11 protein-coding genes and 1 pseudogene are annotated in these 15,229 nt (G+C 68.6%); 4 read left to right on the top strand and 8 right to left on the bottom strand.

Annotation, left to right across the window (positions count from 1 at the left end):
* Nucleotides 1-3: 3 nt before the first annotated feature.
* Both AB0K12_RS08630 and AB0K12_RS08625 read right to left on the bottom strand, forming a co-directional pair.
* Entirely contained in the window at nt 4-1,515 is a 1,512-nt protein-coding gene (locus AB0K12_RS08630; protein ID WP_364556964.1) for a replication initiator, read from the bottom strand.
* A 95-nt stretch (nt 1,516-1,610) separates the two neighbouring features.
* Nucleotides 1,611-2,180: a helix-turn-helix transcriptional regulator gene (locus AB0K12_RS08625; protein WP_364556961.1), complete on the bottom strand. Its 570-nt coding sequence runs from the start codon at nt 2,178-2,180 to the stop codon at nt 1,611-1,613.
* 248 nt (nt 2,181-2,428) lie between these two features.
* Here AB0K12_RS08625 and AB0K12_RS08620 point away from each other — a divergent pair, with 248 nt between their 5' ends.
* Nucleotides 2,429-3,169, top strand: a complete 741-nt coding sequence (locus AB0K12_RS08620; RefSeq protein ID WP_364556958.1) for a GntR family transcriptional regulator — start codon at nt 2,429-2,431, stop codon at nt 3,167-3,169.
* 560 nt (nt 3,170-3,729) lie between these two features.
* Here the strand turns inward: AB0K12_RS08620 and AB0K12_RS08615 are convergent.
* Together AB0K12_RS08615 and AB0K12_RS08610 are read right to left on the bottom strand one after the other, a co-directional pair.
* Nucleotides 3,730-4,314, bottom strand: a complete 585-nt coding sequence (locus tag AB0K12_RS08615; protein WP_364556955.1) for a hypothetical protein — start codon at nt 4,312-4,314, stop codon at nt 3,730-3,732.
* A 588-nt stretch (nt 4,315-4,902) separates the two neighbouring features.
* Nucleotides 4,903-5,165 (bottom strand): annotated as a pseudogene (locus AB0K12_RS08610) (WYL domain-containing protein); the annotation flags it as partial.
* 62 nt (nt 5,166-5,227) lie between these two features.
* On the opposite strand from AB0K12_RS08610, the gene AB0K12_RS08605 reads away from it, so the two are divergent.
* Nucleotides 5,228-6,403: an epoxide hydrolase family protein gene (locus AB0K12_RS08605; protein ID WP_364556952.1), complete on the top strand. Its 1,176-nt coding sequence runs from the start codon at nt 5,228-5,230 to the stop codon at nt 6,401-6,403.
* On the opposite strand, the gene AB0K12_RS08600 is transcribed toward AB0K12_RS08605, so the two are convergent.
* From AB0K12_RS08600 to AB0K12_RS08585, 4 genes are all read right to left on the bottom strand, one after another.
* Entirely contained in the window at nt 6,404-7,036 is a 633-nt protein-coding gene (locus AB0K12_RS08600; RefSeq protein ID WP_364556949.1) for a class I SAM-dependent methyltransferase, read from the bottom strand. It lies immediately after the preceding gene.
* 200 nt (nt 7,037-7,236) lie between these two features.
* The gene (locus AB0K12_RS08595) at nt 7,237-9,513 is read right to left on the bottom strand and encodes a SulP family inorganic anion transporter (protein WP_364556947.1); all 2,277 of its coding nucleotides are present in this window, start codon (nt 9,511-9,513) and stop codon (nt 7,237-7,239) included.
* A gap of 78 nt (nt 9,514-9,591) precedes the next feature.
* Nucleotides 9,592-11,187 (bottom strand): hypothetical protein, encoded by a 1,596-nt coding sequence (locus tag AB0K12_RS08590; RefSeq protein WP_364556944.1) that lies wholly within the window; start codon nt 11,185-11,187, stop codon nt 9,592-9,594.
* Between the two features lie 184 nt (nt 11,188-11,371).
* Nucleotides 11,372-11,920, bottom strand: coding sequence for a YbhB/YbcL family Raf kinase inhibitor-like protein (locus AB0K12_RS08585; RefSeq protein ID WP_364556941.1), 549 nt, complete (start codon nt 11,918-11,920; stop codon nt 11,372-11,374).
* A 758-nt stretch (nt 11,921-12,678) separates the two neighbouring features.
* Here AB0K12_RS08585 and AB0K12_RS08580 point away from each other — a divergent pair.
* Entirely contained in the window at nt 12,679-13,200 is a 522-nt protein-coding gene (locus tag AB0K12_RS08580) for a PH domain-containing protein (RefSeq protein WP_364556938.1), read from the top strand.
* A 149-nt stretch (nt 13,201-13,349) separates the two neighbouring features.
* Nucleotides 13,350-14,948, top strand: a complete 1,599-nt coding sequence (locus AB0K12_RS08575) for a PH domain-containing protein (protein ID WP_364556935.1) — start codon at nt 13,350-13,352, stop codon at nt 14,946-14,948.
* The last annotated feature ends 281 nt before the right edge of the window (nt 14,949-15,229 follow it).

Below are 15,229 nucleotides of genomic sequence, written 5' to 3'. Positions count from 1 at the left end.
TGGTCAGGCGGCGAGCGGTGTGGACGAACTGCATGCCTGTTGGTGGGCGAGTTCTTCGCGTCCTGCTCGGGTGCGTTCGCGGGCTTGGGCCGCTGCCGTGTTGGCGAGGAGTTGGTCACCGGTGGTGTGCCAGCCGGTGCCTGCGTAGGTGAGGAACCCGATGACCAGGGTCGTTTCCTCGGTTTTGCTGTCAAGGACGGCTTGACGCTGAAATGGCGCTGTTTCCGGGTGTCCCTCTAGCCCTGGGTGGCCTCTGTTGAGGGCATGTGCGCGTCTGTAAGCGGCTCGTTGTTCGCGGATGGAGCCGAAGGTGATCGAGTAGTGGCGGGCTTTGGTGAGGAAGTGTCCGCCGAAGCCGAGCATGTGGGCCCACCTGCGCAGTCCCCTCCATTGTGGGGTGTGGCCGAGGTTCCAGGCGGCGGCGATGAGGCGTTCGGGGTGGGTGCCGTGCGGGTTGGCGTACAGGCCGATGGTGTCGGGGGTGAGTCGGCGGGAGGTGTGGCCGGTGGCTTCGGTGCCTTTGGTGGAGTACTTGGCGAGGTAGGCGGCGACGGCTTGGTCGTCGAGGGCGTCGCCGGAGGCTGACAGGGTGATGGGCCGGATCTCGTGCTGGCTGCCCCAGGCGATGTGCCAGCCCTCAGGACGTACCGGGTGGAACGGGGTGGTGTGCGTGATGGTGGTGGCAGCCAGGGTGATGGCGGCGGTGATGTCCTCGACGGTGATGCCGTCCGGGGGAGGGAGGATGGCGTCGGAGAGGTCGGGGTCGTGGCCGTCGAGGCGGAGCAGGATGTGGAAGTGGACGGCTCCGCGTGCCTGGTATTCGGCGGCTTTGCCGTGGGAGAGCCGGACCTTGGGTAGTCCGCGTTGGCGAGCGAGCTGATTGAGGTGACGTTCGGCGTGTTGTTTGGTGCGGCGCCAGAGTTCCCCGGCGTAGTGGTTCCACACGACGTGGTGGGCGTAGTCGTAGCAGTCGGGACACAGAGGCCGGCCGAGCTGTTCGTCGCCGGGGGAGTGGCGTTGCCAGCAGGCCAGGGTGCGGCCGTGGGGGCAGGTGGGTGCGTCGCGGCGGGCGTGGCAGGGGGTGGGGCGGCAGGTGCAGCGGGTTTTGTCGCGGCAGGCGCAGTGGGGGACGTTGCGGGTGTGGACGGGGCCGAAGGAGGGGGCGGTGAGGGTGGCGAAGACGGCTGGGTGGGTGCGGACGGTGTCGGGGACGGTTTTGCCGCCGACGAGTCCGGCGCGTACGAGGTGGTAGGCGTCGTGCTGGTAGGTGGTGGCGCAGGAGGGGCAGACGGTGTGGCGGCGGTTGCCGCAGGCTTTGTAGATGACGCCGTCGGGCAGGGCGGAGGTGTGCCGGACGGTGAGGACTTCGCCGGTGCGGGTGTCGATGGTCGCGAGGTTGCCGTGCAGTCGGACGGGTTGAGTACAGGCGGCGGCTGATTCGACGTGACCGAGCCAAGCCGAGTAGCCGGGACGTACGACACGGTCCAGGACGGTCTGGAACGTGTCGGCCGCCATAGGAAAGCTGGGCCGGGCGACCCCGGTTCTGTGCAGCTGTAATGACTGGTGGTCGGAGCTGACGTGCGGGGCCGCCGGGCGGACGTATCCAGGTATCACTGGCTAGTCACCAGGTGCAAATTCCTGGACGGGATTGTGTGTGCCGAGTCAGGTTCGGCGAGAGTTGCCGGTGATTGAACCAGCAGGAGAGCGAAGCGTACTTGGACGACTTCTGGTGCAGTGATGAGCGCAGAGTCCAGAACGCGCTGCAAATCGGGGTGTGGGATCTGGTCCGGGTCGTCCTCCCAAGAAGCTACGACAGCTTCGGTGATCTGGACGAAACCAAGGTTGAGGTCGGAAGCCCCGAATGCTTCCAGGTAGATGGGTCGCATCCGGTACGGGATGGCACGACGGCCGTTTTCAAAGCAGGAGATGTAGACGTGCAAGGACTCATCTCGGTAGGGCAGATCGTTGCTCTTGCCCAGCCGCGCTGCGGCGGCACGTAGCTGCTTGAGGAGCTGGGTCTGCGACCAGCCCTTGGCGAGTCGCGTTTCCTTGAGTGCGACCGCGTTGCAGGTTGACGGGGTGTTGGTCGGCGCGAAGCCGAGATGACGAGCGAAGCCCTCACGGGTCATCCGCAGGGCAATGCGCAGGGCCGAAGCGCGACGTCCGGTCCAGACGTCCACGATCCCTAGCGGCACCGAACGTCCAGCTTCCGTGCTGGGCGCTGCCTGTGACGGTGCCGTACTCTGAACATGCATCACCGAAGTCCTTTCGCGAGGTGGATGATGCGTCCGGCCTCGGTGGGTGCCAGCCCACCGGGGCCACACTGTGTCTGCTGACCTATGCGGCCAGCTCAACCAGCTCTATAATGTTCTAGAGCAGCAACTCCGTCAAGAGCTGCTCTAGAGCACTTCAGAATGGGAGCTCCATAGTGGCCGAGGACCTCAAGGGCCTGGCACCATACCGCCGCATCGCTGCCAAGATCAGAACTCAAATCGAGCAAGGCCACATCCAGCCAGGTGAACCCATCCCGTCTGTACGGGAGATCATGCGCGCCGAAGGCGTCTCAACGGCGACAGCCACCCGAGTTGCGGCAGTGTTGCGAGCCGAAGGGTACGCCGAATCAATTCCTGGCATCGGAACGATCGCTCGTATCCCTCCTCCTGCCCAAACCACTGGCCCAGATCGTCTGCAACTTCTCCGCGCAACAGGAAGCGGTTTCCGGCCAAACGAACGTGTCGAGATCCTAACCGCTGGGCTTACGGAAGCGCCTCGAAGGGTCGCTGACGCTCTAGACATCGATCCTGGTGATGAAGTCATTCAACGACAGCGTCGCTACCTCGATGACCTAGGAGTCGTAACCGTCTCTACTTCATGGCTGCCGCGCGAACTTGCTGGTCCAGCCCCAGAACTTCTCACGGTTGAGCCATTGCCCAAAATGACCTTCGGTCTCATAGAAGACCGTACTGGCCGTCGAGCCTCTAGGCGTCGAGACACCATCGCTATTCGTCCCGTTCCGCATGACATAGCGCCGCTTCTAGAAGTCGAAGAAGGCCACCTGGCTTTGACCATGGTCAACCGGTACTGGGACCAAAACGGCGATCTAACTGAGTATGCGGAAGACTTTCTCGGCCGCGAGCGAGAGTTGTCCGCTGATTACGATCTCACCTGAGGTAAGTGCAGACACTCCGAAGTCGGCCTAACACTCTTAAGCCCTGTGAGAACTTTCTCTACAAACTTAAAGCGGCCCTGACCGGGCCGCACGCGCCGCCGACGCGACGCGGGCCGGGCACTCCACATGGGCTCCATGCCCGACCCGCAGAACGCCGGTCGGCTGGCGCGGACGAGGACAGGGCCGCTTTGGGGGCGCACGGTTCTGCTCACGGGGCCGAGCTAGTCGGCGCACGCGGAGCCAGTCACAAGGCTGGCCTTACTACGTGCCTCCGGCGGGGGCGCTCCGGCTCCGGGATGGCGTCCACGCCCTTGCAGGCGGTGGGGTGGCTGGTGTGAGAAGCCCATCCCGCCTGCCATCGACCCAGGCAAGCCCAGCAGACCGCCTCCTCCGCCGCAAGCCCGGCCGTGACCGTTGGAAGTCCCGTAACTGTGGAAGGCGCCCAGGCGCAGGGACACGTCAAGCCGGGCTTGCACCTCCGTCGCCGGCCCGCTGCCGCTCCGCGGTGGGTCGACGGCAGACGGGATGGGCGGTTAGAGACCGTGAGGCGCTCGGGCTCGTTACGTGTCTAACGTCCTTCGAATAGCGCGCAAATACTCGAGAGCATCGAAAGCTAAAATTGTCCCTGTTAGATTAACTGCTAAGTAGTAATTACAGGACTTCACAGGGTCTTTTTTGGCAAAATTTGGAACATATTTCGAGATTGCTTTCGTGTCTCTGGAGCAGGCGTCATGTAAGAAAAACATAAGCTTATCCATAGGTGAAGCGTCTATCTTATTGTGGCCATCCTTTTCGATTTCATGGATCAGTGCCCAGTAGGCAGATTCAAACTCTGTGCGTGTCTCGTGTAACTCGGGTGAAGGTAGGCCGTCGCAGCCTATATCGGCATTATGTGGCCTATGGCTTTCTGCTTCTTCCTCTAAGAGATGCATGCATTTTCCGACTGTTCGAAACATTTCAACAAGCGCAGCATGTTGTGACGCTATTTGTCGAGCTCTGTGCTCTTCTCTAGTCATTGCTTCAATCTCTAGTCGCACGGCATCGAGCATCCCGCGAACTTGAAGTCGTGCACCCCAAGCCGTGAAGAAACCGCCTATGAGCGCACCCAAGGTTCCTGCAAGCACACCCGCCCAGAAGTCTGTCATGCTTTCATCTTGCATGATCCCGCAAGCGAACAGGTACCGATGAAGAACGCACGACAACTGGGTGACGAAGTAAGTGACATCAGGGACGCACATCACAGCATGACCATGCGCGTGAGCGAACGTCCAATGTAGACCTGAGCAGCGAAAACGCCAGCTCCAGTGATCGAATTGCTACTCATACAAGCGACTGGCCACAGGGCTTGATGAGAGTGCCGACCACAACTCTACTCAGCTCGCTTCAGCAAGAAGATCTTGTTCCGTCTCTGTTCCGCCACAGCCCAAGAGACACCGGAAGCTACTGGCAACTACTGAAACGTACTTCCGCAGCTCAGAGCCGAGATCACGAAGCAACCCAAGGTCAGCGCACCGCTCAGAACAGAACCCGGCCTACAGGCCGACTCGTCCCCTAATTCTTCGCCTGATCTGGGGCGAAAGGCTCGGCCAACAGCGTCGAGGCCCCCGGGGGCGCATCGCGGGCACATTCGCCGGAGGTCGGCTCCTCGGCGATGGCTTTGTTGAGCACCTTCAGTGCCCGCTCGGAGGGTGTCCGCGTGACAGTGATGATGGAGATGAGCGCTTCCCGGCAGAGTACGTGACCAGCCGGTACGGCTCCACCTCCCGCTGGGAGGCCGGCCCGTCGCGGCTCCGGTAGCCGAACCGCAGCCGCTCGTGATGACGGCAGGCGGCGGCCAGGACGGTCAAGGTGCCGACGTCCACCCGGGGGGCCGGGCTCGTCCCTGGGCACGGCGCGGGCTGACCGGCAGCCGTTCGGCCGGCTCTGCGCCGGTCCAGTCACGGGAGGTCTGCAGGAGGGAGAGCAGGCGCAGCAGCCGCGCCGAGGTTTCCAGCACGTTCCGCGGTCTGCCTCTCCATTAGGAACGGACTGTGCCTATTCGGTGTCTAGCTTGGTCCCATGAGCAACGACATCGTCCCGTTCCGGATCGACGTCCCCCAGGACGACCTCGACGACCTCCAGCAGCGGCTGGCACGGACCCGCTGGGCCGAGGAGCTGCCTCCGGACGACTCGGCTCCCGTCGGCCCGGTGCCGCCCGGCTGGGAGTACGGCGTCCCGGTCGGGTACGTCAAGCAGCTGGTCGAGCGCTGGCGCACGGGCTACGACTGGCGTGCATGGGAGGCGAGGCTGAACGCGTACCCGCAGTTCACCACCGAGATCGACGGCCAGACCGTCCACTTCCTGCACGTGCGCTCGCCGGAGCCGGACGCTACCCCGCTGATCCTGACCCACGGCTGGCCGGCCACGGTGGCCGAATGGCTGGAGGTGATCGGCCCGCTCACCGACCCCCGGGCCCACGGGGGCGACCCGGAGGACGCGTTCCACCTGGTCATCCCGTCGCTGCCGGGCTTCGGCCTCTCAGGTCCGACCAAGGAGCGCGGCTGGGACCGCTATCGGGTGGCCCGCGCCTGGGCCGAGCTGATGCGCAGGCTGGGGTACGACCGCTACGGCGCGGCCGGCAATGACGTGGGCTCGCTCATCTCGCCCGAGGTGGGCCGCACCGACCCGGAGCACGTCGTCGGCGTGCACGTCACGCAGGTCTTCTCCTTCCCCTCCGGCGACCCGGCCGAGCTGGAGCAGCTCACCGAGGACGAGCGCGGCAAGCTCGACTTCGCCAAGTGGTTCACCGAGAACAGGGGCGCCTACGACAAGCTGCAGTCCACCGAGCCGCAGACCCTCGCGCACGCCCTGGCCGACTCGCCCGCCGGCCTGCTGGGCTGGCACGCCCAGCTCCTCGGCCCGCTCGACCCCGACGTCGTGCTCACCAACGTGATGATCTACTGGCTGACCAACACCGCCGCCTCCGCCGCCCGGCTCTACTACGAGGACGCGGCGACCGCCCCCGCCACCCAGAAGACCAACGGCCGGGGCGCCACCGTGCCGGAGCCGACGACCGTGCCGCTCGGCCTGGCCAACTTCGCCTGGGACTACCAGTCGATCAGGACGTTCGCCCAGCGCGACCACAAGAACATCGTCTCCTGGAACGTCTACGACCGGGGCAGCCACTTCGCCACCCAGGACGCGACCGACCTCCTCGTGGACGACATGCGGCGGTTCTTCGGCAACCTGCGCTGATCAGCCCTTGAAGACGGCGGTGCCGAGGACATGGGTCAGGGGCGGGATCGGAGGCTGCGGGGCGAAGGGGAAGCGGTCGATCTCCGTCACCTCGAAGCCCGCCCGTACGATCTCCGCCACCGTGTCCCTGTTCGGGTGGCAGCCGCCCGCCGCCCGGCGCCAGGCCGGGGTGAGCAGGTCCTGCAGCAGACCGGTGGCGCGGCGCGGGGAGCGTACGTGCTCGTAGAAGTGCAGCCGCCCGCCGGGGGCGAGCACGCGCGCGATCTCCGCCAGTGCCCGGCTCTGCTCGGGCACCGAGCACAACACCAGCGACACGACCGCCGCGTCCATCGTGCCGTCGCCGGCCGGAAGCGCGTCGGCGTGACCTGGCACCACCGACACGGGCACCGGCGCCGACCTGGCCTGCGCGACCGCGTGGGCGCGCAGCGTGTCGTCCGGCTCCACCGCCAGCACCTCCGTGACGGACGGCGGGTAGTGGGGGAAGTTGCGGCCGTTGCCGGCGCCGATCTCGATCACCCGGCCGTGCAGGCCCGCCAGCAGGCGGCGGCGGTGCGCGTACGCGCCGCGCCGGTCGGCGAGCTCGGACGCCCGTACGTACGCCTGCGCGAAACGGGGATGCTGGAACGCGGTCATCCCTCCAGCATGCCCCGCCGGGAGCGACGAGGGGCGGAGGTGATCGTCCCGGACATCGCGCCACCGTCGGCATCCCGCCGCGACGAACCGCGACAGGGCGTGGCGAACGGGCACCTCCGCCCCTCCGGCCCCTGGGAGCCAGGACCGGCGTCACGAGGAATGCCGTGGGCAGACGGCCGAACCTCGCTGGCACCGCGACCCTAACCGCGCGCGCCGCGCCCGGTCTGCGGAGGATTACCTAGAACGCGCCGATCGGCGGTCATCACCCGGCGGGCGGGCATGCCGACGTACGGGGTGGCGGGCCGCAGCGGCGGCACCATGTGCACGCGGGCCGAGCCGATGTCGAAGTACAGCCCGACCAGCTCCAGCTTGCCCGCCCTGACCTGCTCGTCCACCTTCCGGTACGTCCGCAGGTTCTCCAGCTGCTGCTGCACGTTCACCCGGCACAGCACGTCGAGCGCCCCGCTGTGCAGCCGGTCGCCCTCCAGCTCGATGAACGTGGCCAGGCTGTGGTGCCCGTGCCGCAGCCACCGGCGCAGCCCCGGCAGGCTGCCCGCCTGCACGCCGCCGCTCAGCACCCCCGCCATGGCCCCGCACCCCGAATGCCCGCACACCGTGATGGTCCGGACGTTCAGCACCTGCGTGGCGTACTCGATGGCGGCCACCACCGAGTCGTCGTGCGGCTCGGCGCCCCTGCGGGGGACGAGGTTGCCGATGTTGCGCACGGTGAACAGGTCGCCGGGCCCGCTCGCGGTGATCAGGCTGGGCACGATCCTGGAGTCGGCGCAGGTGATGAACAGGTGCGACGGCTGCTGCTTGCGGGCCAGCTCGGTGAAGATCGGGCGGACGAGCGGTGCCGTACGGCGGTGGTATTCGCGCGCGCCCGCCGTGAGCTGGCACTCGGCCCCCACGCTGTCACGCGGCTCGGCGGGGGCGCGGCGCCGGTGCGCCCACGGCAGCCACGACCGGTCGGGCGCCTTCAGCGGCGACTTCTTCGGCAGCGTACGTCCCCCGCTCGCGGCCAGCGTGTACCACTCGTCGTGCAGCTCGTCGATGTCCACCGTGCCGCCCGTGCGCTCGTGGTCGAGCCGCCAGGAGTGCAGGGCCTCGAAGGCCGCGTTGTCCATGAAGTCGATGTTCAGGTCGAGGTCCACGTGGGCGCCGGTGGGCACGGCCCGCAGCTCGTGGGTCAGCCGCGGCACGCCGAGGAACGTCAGCGACCCCGAGATCGTCACCCGCAGCCGGCCCTCGCGGTCCTCCCGCTTGAGCACGGTCACCATGGTGAGGCGGCGCAGCGCCAGCAGCGCGGCCAGCGCCAGCCCGGCCAGCACGCCCTCGGCCAGCCCGAGCAGGATGACCGCGACCATCGTCACGACGTACACCGGCACCTCGCCGTGCCCGTGCACCTTCTTGACGTGGCCCAGGTTCACCATCTGCACGCCGATGAAGACCAGCAGCGCCGCCAGCGCCTCCAGCGGGATCAGCGTGATCGTCCAGCCGAACCCGAACGCGAACACCAGCACCCACACCCCGTGCAGGATCGTCGACCACCGGGTACGCGCGCCCGCCTGCACGTTCGCGCTGCTGCGCACGATCACCCCGGCGACCGGCAGCCCGCCGAGCGCGCCGGTGACCATGTTGGCCACGCCCTGCCCGGTCAGCTCCTGGTCGAGGTCGGCTCTGCGGCCGGTGTGCAGGCCGTCCACGGCCACGCAGCACAGCAGCGACTCGCAGCCCGCGAGCAGCGCCACCAGCAGCACCGCGGCCACCACCAGGTGCCAGTCGCCCTGCGGCAGCACGGGGAAGGCCCACTCCGTCACGCTGTCGGACAGGTCCACCCGCGTCACGTCCCAGCCGAACGCCCACGCCGTGACCGCCGCCGCGAACAGCGCCGCCAGCGGCGCCGGCACCACCTTGACCGGCTTGGGCAGCCGTGTCCACAGGGCCAGCACCAGGATTGTCAGCACGCCGACGGCGACCTTGTGCCCGTGCAGGTTCGCGATCTGGCCGGGCAGCTCCACCAGGTTGGCCACCGCCGAGCGCTGGGAGCTGCCGCCGAGCACGATGTGCAGCTGGGCGAGCGCGATGATCACGCCGACGGCGGCCAGCATGCCGTGGATGACGGCCGGTGAGACCATCAGCGCGGCCCTGGCCGCCTTGAACACTCCGAGCACGAGCTGCACGGCCCCCGCCAGCAGGGTGATCATGCAGGTGGCCCGCCAGCCGTAGGTGTGCACGAGGTCCACGACCACCAGCGACAGGCCCGCGGCGGGGCCGCTCACCTGCACCGCCGAGCCGCCCAGTGCGCCCGCCACGACGCCGCCGACCACGGCGGCGATCAGCCCGGCGACGAGAGGCGCTCCCGAAGCCATCGCGATGCCCAGGGAGAGGGGCACCGCGACGAGGAAAACCACGAGCGAGGCCGGCACGTCATATCGGAGGGTGCTCAGCCAGCTACTCTGCGTGTCGCGGAACATGGAGCAAACCCTATTGCTCCGTCTCCCCCGCTTTAGGGGGGCGTCACGCTGGTTTTACGGATTAATGGGTACGAAAGATCATCTGTAATAGTCGTGCGGAAGGTCCTGCTCGGGGGCCGCCCTGCGGTGGCTGCCGCGGCCGCCCTCCTCCTTGCCGCCGCCGTACGCGGGCCAGCCGCCCTCAGGCGCCGGAGGCTCCGGCCAGGACGCCGCCGGGCTGGTGGTGATGTCACCCGTTTCGTACGCGCCCACCGCGAACGGGGACGCCGGCTGCGCCGGAGGCGGCGTGGGAGCCGAGAGCACGTCGTAGTTGGAGACCGCCCGGCCCGGCACGGTCGGGGTGCCGGTGGCGGGGGAGGGGCTCGTGAGCGGGTCGGAGTCGTCGGCCACGGCGTAGCCGGAGCGCACCTCGTAGGAGGCGGGGTAGGACGAGCGCGCGGCGGGCTGCTCGAACGCCGGCCAGGAGCTGGCTCCGCCGTAGGGGGTGTCGCTCGGCGCCGGGTCGTCGAGGATGTCGGGCGAGGCGGCGGGCCACGAGCCTGACGTGGTGCCGGGCCGCGCGGCGCTGCCGTAGGAGGGGTCGAGCGGGTCGGACGCGCCACCGCCGTAGGCGGGGAACGGGTCGCTCGTCGGGGCGCCGTGGATCGGCGCGGCGGGAGCGGCCGGGAAGCTGCCGCTGGAGGTGGGGCTGACCGCGGGGAACGAGCCGCTGCCGGTCGCCGCGGGGGTGGCGGGATAGGAGCCGCTCGCCGAACCCGCGCCGTAGCCGCCGCCCGTGGCGGGGTAGTTGGAGGAGACGCCGCTGGAGGCCACCGGGGCGGGCCTCGTGGTGGACCTCGGGGCGGGCCTCGTGGCGGGCTCGGGAGGCGTGGGGGCCGGCACCGGCTGGGCGCCGGGGGCGAGGATGCTCATCACGTCGGCGGTCGGCGCCGCGAAGGTCACCGTGCGCTGGTCGGCCAGCTCGGACTGCGAGGGCTTGGCCCGCTTCTGCGGCTCCACGAGATCGGCGAGGTTGGCGGCGGCGGGCTGGCGCTGAGGGAGAGGGGCCTGCACGGTGGCCGCGTTGGGGTCGACGGAGGCGGCGGGCTGCGGCTTGGCGGGACGCCGCTTGGCGGGGCGCTCACCGGACCGCTCGGCGGGACGTCCGGAGGAACGTCCGCCGGGCCGCGCTGCGGGCCGATCTGTGGGCCGATCAGTGGGCCGGTCGGCTTGGGCGGCGGGACGCTGCTGCTCGCGCTCGGCGGGACGCTCGCGCTCGGACGGGCGCTCGACGGGACGGGAGGCGGCCTTCCTGGCGGCGACGGTGCCACCCGCACCGAACCCGCCCTCCTCCGCGTCACTGCGGATGCTGGCCCAAAACTCCTCGTCATCGTCGTCGTTGGTGGGGTTGCCCCACTCGTCGACGCCACGACGGCCACGCTGACCGGTGCGGACGGGCTTGGGTTTCGGCTCGTCTATGGGGCTGAAATCGGGGCTGAAGTTGGCCATCCGTGGCTCATGCTTCGCGAACTCGTCCGTCGAACGAGTCTGGGTCTGCTCCTCTTTCTCGGCCATCTCCTTCAGCCGTTCCGGAGGAAGCGAGCTCTCCCTGCGGTTCATCGAACGCATGCCCAGTGCCACGACGACGAGCACGAGGAGCACGACAGCGACCAAGCTCACTACGACCGCGATCATTGCACCACCCTCAAAGCCATGGCCTCCCTCTGGCACCGATGAGATCGCGCGGCCATCGACGCGATCTGCCCCCTTTGATCACCAGTGCCTAACGATTGGATCTGATTGTGTCGGACCACTATGAGAGTTGTCACACCCTACGTGAAGAATTGGTACACCGGCACCACATGCCGTGTTCGGGTGTTCACTCGATGTTCACCGCCGTGAGCCGCCCCCGGGCGATGGTCTGGTTCGCGATCTGCTTCAAGATCTGCGGGAGCTCCGAGCCTTCGGCGCTCTCGACCTTGTCGTCCAGCGTGTAGACGGTGAACCGATAGCTTGCCTTCTCCTCACAGGGCGGCTCGTAGCCGGCCCGCCCACTGGTCACCGTCGCCTGGCCGGAGCCCTCAGGCGGGTCGGCGGCGGCGTTGGGGCCGAGCTCGGTCGTGGTCGCCGGGATGTTGTAGATCACCCAGTGGACGGCCGAATCGGACCCGGTGTGGCTGTCGGCCACGATCGCGATCGACTTCGCCTCGGACAGCGGCTGGCTCGACCAGCGCAGTGGCGGGCTGCCCTGGTCGCCGTGACAGGAGTATTCGCGCGGCAGCGGTTTGCCCTCGCGCAGCTCAGGACTCGTGACGTTGATCTCCGCGATGTCCTTCGCCTGTGATCTGCCGATGAAACCGAGACTGCCGCAACCTGACAAGGCGAACGCGACACCCACCGCCGTCACAGTGGCGGTGACGCGTCCCACGCGTGATGCCGTGTTACACAGCCCCATGCCGGACGATGCTACGCGGGTCTCGGCGGTGCGCAGACCGTTTCTCGATGGTCCGTGGTCGGTAAAGGATCCGAAAACAGCCAGAATGACGGCATCCGGGTAGTGAAGTTGACCACATGAACGGGGCATGAGGAGGTCTCGCGGGGCTCTGTCTCACGGACCGATACAGCCTTGCTACCTGGGAGTTCATCCCGCATGGGGGCGATGAGGAGATCCCCCGCCAACCGCCCGAAAAGGGACATAGGTTTCGGACTGGGCGTCCAGCAGAAAAACCAGGTGCGCCAGCTCGCACAGCAGGGTAGCGGAACCGCTCCGGTACGCAATCACCGGGGCTCCGTCTTCAGGACTTCCTGCTGTGCTTCCCGCTGTGCTGTCCTGCTGTGCTTCCTGCGGTGGGGGTGTCTCCGCGGACGGCGGCTGCCACGTTGCGTGAGGCGATCGCGCAGTGGTGCGGTCACGCGCTTGCCGGGCCTGGCTGGCACGAACGTGGCGCCGCCGACGTGGCCAAGCTCGACAGCCTGCGGTTGGCCGCCACCGAGCATGGCACCGCCCCGGCGGCCCTCCGGCCCGACACGCCGTGCCACACCGGGGATCTTTACCACCCGCCCCGGGGCCTTCCCGATCCTCCGGATGAACGAGACGGGATGGTAGGCCCGGATATCGGGTGAGGCGGTGGATTCGTACCGCAGGTGAACTGATCGCCTGCCCGGTTCGCACCCTAAGCTGGGCTTGTGACGTCAACAGGCCCGCTGCGCGATCCGGCGAACCGCGTCTCGCCCAAGGCGATCAGGTTGTGGCTTCTCGAATCGTTGATCGCGTTCGTGTTCTTCATGGGCGGTGCGCTGCTGGTGTCCACGTGGGTGGGCGGGAGCGGGTGGTCATGGGTGCCCGATTGGTTCGCTGAAGACTCGTGGCTGCTGCCCGTGGCGGTCCTCGTCGTGGTGCTGCCGTTCCTGGTGGCCGAGCCGTTCGTACGGTACGCCGTGCACCGCTGGGAGCTGTCAGGCGACGTCGTCTATGCCAGGTCGGGGTTCCTGACCAGGGAGTGGGTGTTCGTGCCCGTGAGCCGCATCCAGACGGTCGACAAGGGGCAGGGCTGGTTCGAGCGCATGCTCGGCCTGGCCACCCTTGAGATCCGTACGGCCTCCCACGCCGGCTCCTCCACCATCAAGGGCCTCGACTTCCATGTGGCGGCGGGCCTGGCCGAGCAGCTCGCGCACCGGGCCGAGCAACTCCGGGACGACGCCACATGACCGGCCCCCACCCCGGCACCCCGGACCACCCGCCATCCGACGACGACCGCGAGGTCCCGGACGGGGGCTCGCGGGGTCCGGGTCCCGTGCCGCCTCCGGGGATGGGGGCGCCTCCTCCGCCCGGCGGTCAGCCGATGCCGGGTCAGCCGATGCCGGGTCAGCCGGTGCCGCCTCCTGGAGCGGGTGGGGAGCGGGGGCCGTGGGAAGGGCCCGGGGGGCCGTACCCCTACCCCCAGCCGGGGCGGGCGCCGCAGCGGCTCAGCCCCAAGGTGCTGCTGATCGACCCCGTACGCATGCTGCCCTCCCTCCTCCTCCCCTTGGTGGGCGTGCTTTTCGTGGGCGGCTTCTCGGCCAGGTCGTACGGCTTCGCGGCGGTGGGCGTCGTCGCCGCCGTGGTGTACGCGGTGGTCCGCTGGGCGACGTTCACGTACGAGATCGTCGGCGACCGCCTGGAGACCAAGCAGTCGCTGATCAGCCGCTCGATCAGGACCATCCCCCTGGAACGCATCCGCGGCGTCGACGTCTCCACCCCGCCCATGCACCGGCTGCTCGGCCTCGCCGTGCTCAAGATCGACACGGGGGCGAGCGGCGACGAGGAGGAGGCCAAGCTCGCCGGCGTCACCCTGGACGAGGCCGAACGCCTCAAAGCCGTCCTCCTCCGCCGCACGTCCGCACCGGCGACCCCCGGAGCCCAGGCCCATGAGCCGGCCCAGCCCGCCGAACGCACGATCTTCGCCGTGCCCAGGAAGTGGCTGCTGTACGGGCCTTTGTCCGGCGCCTACCTCCTCACCCCCTTCGCCTTCGCCGGCGGTGCCGTGGGGCTGGCGTTCCAGTGGGGCGACGAGCTGGGCTTCGGCCGGGACGCCGCCTGGAACGCCGGGCAGTGGCTCTGGGATCACCCGTACCTGTTGCTCGTGGTCGCGGTGCTGCTCGTGCTGGCGATGCCGTTCGCGGGCGGGGTCATGTACGCCGTCTTCAACTGGGACTTCCGCCTCAAGCGCCGCGACGGCTACCTGGTGGCCGAGCGCGGGCTGATCAACCGGCGCAGCGTGTCGCTGGAGTTCCAGCGCGTACGCGGCTACGAGATCGTGGACGGCCTGGCCGAGCGCTGGGCCGGGGTGGTCCGCGCCTGGGCGATCGTGACGGGGCTCGGCGACTCGGAGACGCGGGGGCAGCTCCTGCCCGACGTACCGCGTAACGTCGCCTTCCAGGTCACCGGCGACGCGATCGGCCCCTACCGGGGCGAGCTGCGTCCCCACCCGCCCGTGGCCCGGCAGCGGCGGCTGTTCCGCGCGATCGCCCCTTGGGCGGCGGCGGCCCTGGTGAGCGCGGTCGGCGTGTGGCTCTTCGGGACCATGATCTGGTGGATGCTCCTCATCCTGACCCTGCTGCTCGCCGCCGCAGGCGTCCCGCTCGGCCTCGACCGGTACGCCTCACTCGGCCACGGCTACGACGGCCACCGGCTCTCCGTACGGTCAGGGTCGCTCCGGCGCGCCCAGGCCGTGGTCGAACGCCGCGCCGTGGTGGGCTGGCGACTCCGCCAGACCTGGTTCCAGCGGCGCGCCGGGGTGCTCACGCTGATCGCCGGCGTGGGCGCGGGCAAGGGCGGCTACTCGGCCATGGACGTCTCGATGGCCCAGGCCGTCGAGCTCTCGACCGAGGTGACCCCGGAATGGCTCGCCCCCTTCCTCAAACGAAACCCTGACGGGGACGGGACGGCGGGAGGCGATCCCCTCCGCCGCTCCTGATCCCACCCCTGACATCGAGATGATGCCGTGAGCGGTCGGCATGCGCAGGGTTCGGACACGCCGGGGCGACATGGGTGGGGGCGGAGGTTCGAGCGGGGATGGCCGGCGTGCCGCGGCGGTCATCGCGCGCGATGGTCCGGGCGGCAGGCGGATGGGCGGCGATGCCCTGAGGCGTGCCGGGCATGGTGCGGGTGCCTTCGCTTGCAGTAGCGGACCGCTTCAGCCGTGTCCACGCGCGATCGCGGTCGCGTGCCGCTGCGCTGTGGTGCCGACGGTCTCGG

The sequence above is a fragment of the Nonomuraea sp. NPDC049419 genome (genome assembly GCF_040676995.1).
Classification (GTDB): Bacteria; Actinomycetota; Actinomycetes; order Streptosporangiales; family Streptosporangiaceae; genus Nonomuraea; species Nonomuraea salmonea.
Note: the sequence above shows the minus strand (reverse complement) of the source record. Positions and strands in the feature narration are given on the sequence as shown.

Coding starts and splice junctions, on each gene's coding strand:
- AB0K12_RS08595 (WP_364556947.1), bottom strand. CDS start 9,513: ATGTTCCGCGACACGCAGAGTAGCTGGCTGAGCACCCTCCGATATGAC.
- AB0K12_RS08605 (WP_364556952.1), top strand. CDS start 5,228: ATGAGCAACGACATCGTCCCGTTCCGGATCGACGTCCCCCAGGACGAC.
- AB0K12_RS08600 (WP_364556949.1), bottom strand. CDS start 7,036: ATGACCGCGTTCCAGCATCCCCGTTTCGCGCAGGCGTACGTACGGGCG.
- AB0K12_RS08575 (WP_364556935.1), top strand. CDS start 13,350: ATGCCGGGTCAGCCGGTGCCGCCTCCTGGAGCGGGTGGGGAGCGGGGG.
- AB0K12_RS08630 (WP_364556964.1), bottom strand. CDS start 1,515: ATGGCGGCCGACACGTTCCAGACCGTCCTGGACCGTGTCGTACGTCCC.
- AB0K12_RS08615 (WP_364556955.1), bottom strand. CDS start 4,314: ATGACAGACTTCTGGGCGGGTGTGCTTGCAGGAACCTTGGGTGCGCTC.
- AB0K12_RS08590 (WP_364556944.1), bottom strand. CDS start 11,187: ATGATCGCGGTCGTAGTGAGCTTGGTCGCTGTCGTGCTCCTCGTGCTC.